Raw genomic sequence first — 8414 nt, forward strand, 5'->3', positions numbered from 1 at the left:
GACTTGATTACTGCCGCTAGATTGAAATCTTCTACACGCGCATAAATTTGAATAAGAACACGCTATCAACACAATCTTTATTCATCGTTGGTCGTACTCTGCGCTTGTATCTGTTGAACGTGCCTTCTCAACGACAAATAAACAACAAAACGCATAGTAGCAACTCCGTTAAGTGTAGCTGATTTTATCCACGACTCAGGGGAATTTGAGCAAGGCGGAACAAACGCTAACCGAGATTGAATCTGTGTATGTCAGCATTTTTTGATAAAATCCTTTCTATCCGGCTATTACGACGTTTTTTTGTTCAACAAGGACCCATTTTTGACTATTCAACAAGGTTTTCTTCTGACCCGGCAAGCCCGGGACATTGCAGGCCAGACCCAAATTGACTTGTGGGTTGCCACCGAGCAAGGTCCGGTGAATTTGATTGTCCGCGGTGAACAACCGGTCTTCTTTATTGAACAGAATGACATTGAGCAAGCAACTCTTTTGGCGAATCAACACAGTCTCACTGTCGTTATCAAACCGCTGGGCTTGAAAAGCTTCGAACACCATCCTCTCGCCGCCTGTTACTGCAACACTATTCGCGACAGTTTTACCCTCTCCGATATCTTGAGCAAGTCAGATATATTCATGCTGGAAGCCGACATTAAATTGGCAGACCGTTACCTGATGGAACGTTTTATAAAAGGCAGTATCGAATTTGCTGGCAGCGCACAACCGCATAATGGTTATCACCAAGTCCGTCAGACAAAGTGTCGTCAGGGTAATTACATCCCTCATTTGAAAGTCGTTTCACTCGACCTGGAGTGCTCAGAAAAAGGCATTCTGTATTCCATCGGTCTGGATAGCGAGATGGACAGTCGAGTCATCATGATTGGCGATCCCGAAGCAGCCGACACTTCGATCCAGTGGGTCAAAGACGAATATGCGCTGCTGGAAGCGATGATCGAATGGTTCAGTCGCTACGATCCCGATGTGATCGTCGGCTGGAACGTGATTGATTTTGACTTCCGTCTGCTGCATAAACGTGCCGAATGGCATAACCTGAAACTGCGTATTGGCCGGGCCGGCCAATACAGTTCGTTCCGCTCATCGACTCAAACGCAGCAAGGCTTTGTGACCATTCCCGGTCGCGTGGTTATGGACGGCATTGATACGCTCAAAACGGCCACTTACCATTTCCGCTCCTGGTCATTGGAATCGGTGTCCCAAGAGTTGCTTGGCGAAGGCAAGCAGATTCACAATGTGCACGACCGCATGGCCGAAATTAACCATATGTTCCGCCATGACAAGCCATCATTGGCGAAGTACAACCTGCAAGATTGCGTGCTGGTCAATAAAATCTTTCGTCACACTCACCTGCTCGATTTTGCGATCGAACGCTCTCGATTGACGGGCGTCGAACTGGACCGGGTGGGCGGTTCGGTCGCGTCTTTTACAAATCTCTACCTGCCGCAAATTCACCGCGCAGGCTACGTTGCACCAAACCTGCACCCGGAAAACTGGATCGCCAGTCCGGGCGGCTATGTCATGGACTCGATTCCCAATTTGTATGATTCGGTGCTGGTACTGGATTTCAAAAGCCTGTATCCATCGATTATCCGCTCGTTTTTGATTGACCCAATGGGGCTTATTGAAGGTCTGAGGCTTGAAATAGGTAACCAGCCGGATCAAGCGGTCCCTGGCTTTCGTGGCGGTCAATTTCACCGTGAAAAGCACTTTCTGCCAAAGATGATCGAAGACCTCTGGGCGGCTCGGGATGTGGCTAAAAAGAATCAGGAACAGGCATTTTCACAAGCTATTAAGATCATCATGAACTCGTTTTACGGTGTTCTGGGCTCATCCGGTTGTCGCTTCTTTGATACGCGCCTGGCATCAAGCATTACCATGCGTGGGCACGAAATCATGAAGCAAACCAAAAAGCTGATCGAGACCAAAGGCTATCAGGTGATTTACGGCGATACCGACTCAACGTTTGTCTCACTCAACGGTGCCTACACTCAACAGCAAGCCGATGAAACAGGTCAGACACTGGTGCGTTACATTAATGAGTGGTGGGCCAAACATCTGCAGACAGAATACGACCTGACGTCAATATTGGAGCTGGAATACGAAACCCATTATCGCAAGTTTTTGATGCCAACGATTCGTGGCGCTGAGACGGGGTCCAAAAAGCGTTACGCCGGGCTTATTGGAGAAGGCGAACAAGAAAGAATCGTATTTAAAGGGTTGGAAAGTGCGCGAACCGACTGGACCCCGCTCGCCCAGCGCTTCCAACAACAACTTTATCGGATGGTGTTCCACGAACAGGATCCACAAGACTTTGTGCGGCAGTTTGTCGAAGACACGCTCGCTGGCCGGTTTGATGATGAACTGGTGTATCAAAAGCGCTTGCGACGTAAATTACACGAATACCAAAAGAACGTACCACCGCAGGTACGGGCCGCTCGTATGGCTGATGACATCAACGCGCAACTGGGACGACCATTGCAATACCAGAGCAAAGGGGTCATTGAATACGTCATCACGGTCAACGGGCCTGAGCCGAAGGAATACCTGAAAAGCCCAATAGACTATCAACACTACATTGATAAACAGTTGAAGCCCGTGGGCGATGCCATACTGCCGTTTATCGGCTTAGACTTCACCAACCTGAGTTTGCCCCAGCTTGGTCTGTTTTAACCTTAACCGATCTTGAACTCGGTTTTCTTATATTGCTTCACCAGCCATTCACCAAAGCCGTCCAGAATGCCGATCACCGAACGTTTTGGTATCGGGCGGCCGGACAACAAGATGCCAAGACGATCGATTTCCACCTGCCGCTCCGGATAATAACGCAGGAAGTGGCGGCCACATTCAACCGGATCATCAAACCAATTCTTATCCCGGTGCATCACCAGAGAGTAGCTGGCCCGTAAAAGCTTTTTAGCAATAATGACCTGCGCTTTAACCTGCTGTTCTGACGTTTGCGCTTTCGCTATCCGGTGGCGATACACCGCCAGCCAGTCCTCGACATCCATATTCCACTGTTTGGCAATCTCCCAGCTAGGTTCATAATTACCAAAGCATTCTGAAAGATCGTCCCCATACACACACACCGCGCGATGACGCAGCAGAAAACCCCAAGAGAGAATCCCTTCGATGCTGGCGATGTCTTGTGCCAGCCCCACTTTGAAATCCACCGCGGTAATAAATGGGAACGCTTTTTGAAAACGCCAGCGAATGGTGTTGAACAGTGTGGTGCGCTGATCACTGAAGCTGCGGTGGGTCACAACGACCACATCCAGATTAGAGCGCCCCGGCTGCGCCATTTTGTTTGCAACGCTGCCATACAGATAGACACTGTGAAGATTTGCCCCTAACCCACCTTTGAGGCATTTAAGCAAATCATCAATCGCAGGCTGATATTCAGACTGGAATGCTTGTTTGGGATCGATTACTGGTAGAACCATCTGACAAATATGATCATTTTGACTATTGTTAAACCCGATCATGTTCGCTCAGAGCGGAGATTGAATCAAGATATTCCTTCCCGGCTCACTCTTGGTATAATGCGCCGAAATCAAACACAAAGGAAATCTTCCATGCCAAAGGCAAGTGAACTTAAGAAAGGTTTTGCGATTGAGTCAAATGGCAAAACTCTGCTGATTAAAGACATCGAAGTAACAACCCCAGGCGGCCGTGGCGGAGCGAAAATCTACAAGCTGCGCTGCACCGACCTGACGACCGGGGCTCGTGTGGATGAGCGCTTTAAGTCAGACGACGTGCTGGACACCGTTGAAATGAACAAGCGTGCGGTCTCTTTCTCTTACGTCGATGGCGACGAGTACATCTTCATGGATAACGATGATTATTCTCAGTTCACTTTTAAACAGGTCGATATCGCCGACGAACTGCTGTTCATCACTGAAGAGATTCAGGGTCTGAGCGTGGTTCTGGTCAACGGTGCCGCTGTTGCACTGGAACTACCGGCGTCCGTTGAACTGGTGATCGAAGAAACGGACCCATCAATCAAAGGGGCGTCAGCTTCTGCCCGTACAAAACCAGCCCGCTTTGCGACTGGCCTGACTGTTCAAGTGCCTGAGTATATTGCAACGGGTGACCGCGTCGTTGTGAATACGACCGAACGTAAATACATGAACCGAGCTTAATATTATGTCTGATCTTATCTCTTACGATGACGTTATTGATGCCGCATACGACATCTTCCTCGAAATGGCGCCGGATAATTTAGAACCTGCCGACGTGATTCTGTTTACCGCTCAATTTGAAGACCGTGGAGCCGCAGAACTGGTAGAAACCGGGGATGACTGGGTTCAGCATGTTGGATTTGAGGTAGACAAAGAAGACTTCGCTGAAGTTCGTATCGGTTTGGTCAACGAAGAGAATGACGTGCTGGACGATGTATTCGCGCGAATGCTCGTCAGTCGCGATCCTGACAAAAAGTTCTGTCATATTTTGTGGAAGCGCGATTAAACGCCTTCAACCAGAACGCCGCTGTGAACAGCGGCGTTTTTTTATTCGCTTTTTATCGACACGAGTTCACGCGGAAGCAAAGAAACAACCATCACAAATTCAACTCATGATTAGTATTGAGCTGAATTCGAACCACTGGTTGAGCATGGTCTGATTGCTTTTTATTGCCCACCCCGTCTGAATGAAGATGCTCATCGTACACGACAAAATCGACGACTTTCCCCACTGCCCGGTTGTTTTGTTCATTCAAAGCATTGGACACAAAAATGTAATCCAGCGTGTTGCCTTCACCGCGATAATAATGCGTCGGTGTGCGCTTTAGCCCATCCTGATTGGGTGCCAGATTGAAGGCATCATACAACTTGTATTGGTAAGCGCTGACTTTAGCTTCCATAGGTAAGTTCTGGTACTTAACGCCATCCACTTCAAAGAGCCAAGCCCGGTTTGATAACGCTTCTACCGGGGTCGAGTCTGGGTCATCGTTCATATCACCTAACACCAGTATCGGTTTATCCGGCTGTGCTTCGATCTGTGTGGATACGGCCATGTACAAATCGTACGCTTCCGCTCCGCGTTGCAACAACGCTGCGACGTGGCCTGCCGAACGTGCTTGCATGGTGGCAAGCACTTTTTTCTTCCAAGGATCAGCGTCGTCATAATCCGGTTGAAGTTCAATGGCTCGTTTGGACTTTAGATGAGACACATACACCAGTATGTTGCCAAATCCTGGTAGCTCCACCTCGGCGCGCACTGGCGTGCGACTGTATTTAAAGTCAGCCTCAACAGGCAACTGCTCTTCAGATTGTTGGCTGAACCGGACGGCCTGAACGGAAGAAAGCGGAAAACGGGCGGCAACAGCGACCACCGGAGAGGTAAAAATCAAGGTATCATGCAAATCGTGCTCTGGTTGTTCCACCACGTCAAAATACGCATATCCAGCCGCATTGACTAACGCCTTCAACTCGTCAATGCTAAAAACTTCTTGGAAACCGATCACATCGCAATCCATTTCCTTGAGTCGGCTGCTTATCCAGGCTTTTTTGGCCTGCCACTCATCCGCTGTATAAAAGTTTTCTTTTTCGTACCAACTGAACGGCGGCGCCGCAAACTGATATAGGTTAAACGTTCCACATCGTATGAACATCCCTGCCTCCTTATGTTTAAATTTGCATATAAACATTAGCAGTCAAGACGCATATCGGGTGACGTTTTGATTAAGTTTACATAACGGTGTTAGTGTCGGATTGCTCGCAACAATTCCGCGCTCAATTGACGCAATACGCCCGCTGCTGGTTTGGTGTGCGAAAACGTTCTCAGACCGTATATTCCCATTACCAGAAACCGAGCCAGTTGCTCAGGGCTTCGAGATGACTGGAGTTCTTGATTCAACAGCGCTTTTTGTATCAAAGCTGTAAAAGACTCCTGCCACTCTATCAACATTTTACTGATGATGCTTTCAACTTCTTCATCTTGCTGAGCCAATTCGTTCAACGCCTTTTGCAGCAGGCAATCTTTGATATTTTCCTGCTCACACTCTGCCACGACCTGGTCAAGGTAAGCTTCAATACCCGCCATCACCGTGGGATGCGCCGCAAACAGTGTCTGTTGCTCAGCGTTGCGCTCTTCTCGGTAATGCTGCAGTGCAGCAATTAGCAAGCCACGCTTATTGGTAAACGCACAATAAATCGACCCCGGGTGTAATCCCGTCGCCTGCTTGAGATCCTGCATACTGGTTTTGCTGTATCCCTTAACAAGAAAGGCTTCCATCGCTGAACGTAACACCGCATCACGGTCAAATTCGGCACTGCGCATCGTAATTCTCTTAAACAACTAAACTTGTGTGGATTTTACTTGAATTTGAACAATCATTCAAAAAATTCTTGAATGAGCGTTCAAGATGGATTATTTTGAATGGGCGTTCAAGAATTATTGACAGGGTTTACTCACATGAATGACTTGTTTCAACCTTTTAAACTTAACGACACAATCACACTCGATAACCGTATTTTGATGGCGCCGCTAACGCGCTGCATGGCTGACGACAACCTGGTGCCAACACAGGCAATGGTGGACTACTACGCTCGCCGAGCAGATACCGGACTGATCATTTCAGAAGCCACCATCATTCGTCCGGACGGGCAAGGTTATCCGAATACGCCGGGATTATTTACCGCACAGCAGATTACTGGCTGGCGCAAAGTCACTGACAAAGTGCATGAGCATGGCGGCAAAATTTTTGCTCAGTTATGGCACACCGGTCGTGTCGCTCACCCGCATTTCTTTGATGGTGACTTTGTTCTTGCTCCCTCCGCACTGAGAGTGGAAGGCACCGTACCACGCATGCGTGAACTGACTTACACCACACCGAAAGCCGCCAGCAAAGAAGAAATTGAAGAGCTGGTTGAAGATTTCGCCCAGGCAGCCATCAATGCGTTGGAAGCGGGTTTTGACGGTGTCGAAATCCATGGAGCAAACGGCTATCTTTTGGATCAGTTCCTGCACTACAGCAGTAACATCCGTGATGATGAATTCGGTGGCAACGCAGAGAACATGGCGCGCTTCCCACTCGCCGTCGTAGACGCAGTGGCCGCCGCGGTTGGCGAAGATCGTACTGCTTTGCGCTTATCTCCGGGCGCCTACTTCAATATTGACGCCGATAATCGCGACCGCAGTGTCTTTGATTATCTGCTCGCAGAGCTGGATAAACGTCAACTGGCGTACCTGCACGTCGGCATTTTTGATGACAGTATGGAGTTTGACTCTCTGGGTGGCACCGCATCTCAATACATGCGCGCCAACTACAGCCAAACTCTGGTTGGGGTGGGTGGCTTTACGCCAGAAAGCGGACGTCAAGCGGTGGCAGAAGGCAAGTTCGATCTGCTCGCCATCGGTCGTCCACTGATTGCAAACCCAGACTACATCAGCAAAGTAAAATCCGGCAGCGAGCTAACCGAATATTCCGACACTATGCTGGCCGAATTGATTTAAGCGTTTTCCATTGCCTTTTCGCGGAAGGGTCGCCTTCCGCTTTTTTTCTATCTATCACGCAGTTTTGCCGGAAATCGGTGCACTTTACTTGCTTTTGTCTACTAATTGATTAAATATTTGTATATTCAATTAAAATGGTATTCAAATGTCCGCTCCGCTTTATATCCAAATCAAGCAATACATCTCCGACAAAATCGACTCCGGTCAGTGGCCCGTGGGTCATCGGATCACGACGGAGCTGGAACTGACCGAACAGTTTGACGTCAGCCGGATGACGGTCAATAAAGCGATTCGGGATTTGGTCGCAGAAGGTAAATTGCAAAGGACGCCACGCCTGGGCACTTTTGTTTGTGCGCCTGAAGAAAAGGCCGAATCTCCCCTTCTGGATATCCGAAACATTGCTGAAGAAGTACAGCAACGGGGCAAACAGTACCGAAGCCAAGTGGTAAAACACCAGTTAATTTACGCCGATGAAAACGTCGCCACTAAACTTGGTGTGATGTTAGGAACTCAAGTTTTCTACAGTGAAATCATTCACTTTGCAGATAGTTTACCGCTACAACTGGAAGTTCGCTGGGTCAATCCGGATTACGCACCGGACTACCTGAACCAAGATTTTACCCACATTACACCCAACCAGTACTTGTCGGAAAACTGCCCACTGAGTGCTATTGAACACACTGTTGAGGCCATCGTCGCTGAGACGGCCATTCGTCATACTTTGAAGATGTCTGACAGTGAACCTTGTTTATTGCTTAACCGCCGAACCTGGAGCGGCGACAAACTGATCAGCTCAGCCCTGCTGTATCACCCAGGCTCCAAATACAAATTAAGCTCTAAGATCCTTCTCGATTAAAATATTTTCAACCAAGATCTGATCACATTTCCGCAACATCTTTCTTGCTCATCTTTCCAAATTGCACTTTAATTTGTATATACATTTAAAC

At 48.4% G+C, this 8414-nt stretch carries 8 protein-coding genes; 5 read left to right on the forward strand and 3 right to left on the reverse strand.

Annotated elements, in window-relative coordinates:
- Positions 1-321: 321 nt before the first annotated feature.
- Positions 322-2685: a DNA polymerase II gene (locus tag CAG65_RS12150; RefSeq protein ID WP_161453798.1), complete on the forward strand. Its 2364-nt coding sequence runs from the start codon at positions 322-324 to the stop codon at positions 2683-2685.
- Between the two features lie 2 nt (positions 2686-2687).
- Here CAG65_RS12150 and CAG65_RS12155 read toward each other — a convergent pair whose 3' ends face one another.
- Positions 2688-3455 (reverse strand): nucleotidyltransferase domain-containing protein, encoded by a 768-nt coding sequence (locus tag CAG65_RS12155; protein ID WP_161453799.1) that lies wholly within the window; start codon positions 3453-3455, stop codon positions 2688-2690.
- Between the two features lie 132 nt (positions 3456-3587).
- Between CAG65_RS12155 and yeiP the strand changes: the two genes are divergently transcribed.
- Entirely contained in the window at positions 3588-4154 is a 567-nt protein-coding gene (gene yeiP, locus CAG65_RS12160; RefSeq protein WP_161453800.1) for an elongation factor P-like protein YeiP, read from the forward strand.
- Between the two features lie 4 nt (positions 4155-4158).
- Positions 4159-4479, forward strand: coding sequence for an HI1450 family dsDNA-mimic protein (locus tag CAG65_RS12165; RefSeq protein ID WP_021705482.1), 321 nt, complete (start codon positions 4159-4161; stop codon positions 4477-4479).
- A 91-nt stretch (positions 4480-4570) separates the two neighbouring features.
- On the opposite strand, the gene CAG65_RS12170 is transcribed toward CAG65_RS12165, so the two are convergent.
- Together CAG65_RS12170 and CAG65_RS12175 are read right to left on the reverse strand one after the other, a co-directional pair.
- Complete coding sequence (locus CAG65_RS12170) at positions 4571-5623, reverse strand: endonuclease/exonuclease/phosphatase family protein (RefSeq protein WP_161453801.1); 1053 nt, start codon at positions 5621-5623, stop codon at positions 4571-4573.
- 89 nt (positions 5624-5712) lie between these two features.
- Positions 5713-6291 (reverse strand): TetR/AcrR family transcriptional regulator, encoded by a 579-nt coding sequence (locus CAG65_RS12175; RefSeq protein ID WP_161453802.1) that lies wholly within the window; start codon positions 6289-6291, stop codon positions 5713-5715.
- 135 nt (positions 6292-6426) lie between these two features.
- On the opposite strand from CAG65_RS12175, the gene CAG65_RS12180 reads away from it, so the two are divergent.
- Together CAG65_RS12180 and hutC are read left to right on the forward strand one after the other, a co-directional pair.
- On the forward strand, positions 6427-7467 hold the full coding sequence (locus CAG65_RS12180; protein ID WP_161453803.1) for an alkene reductase: 1041 nt from the start codon (positions 6427-6429) through the stop codon (positions 7465-7467).
- 145 nt (positions 7468-7612) lie between these two features.
- Positions 7613-8323 carry a histidine utilization repressor gene (hutC, locus tag CAG65_RS12185; protein ID WP_021705478.1) on the forward strand — a complete coding sequence of 237 codons (711 nt, stop codon included), beginning with the start codon at positions 7613-7615 and terminating at the stop codon, positions 8321-8323.
- Positions 8324-8414 lie beyond the last annotated feature (91 nt).

It is taken from the genome of Vibrio sp. V39_P1S14PM300, assembly GCF_009904765.1.
In the GTDB taxonomy this organism is placed as follows: Bacteria; Pseudomonadota; Gammaproteobacteria; order Enterobacterales; family Vibrionaceae; genus Vibrio; species Vibrio proteolyticus.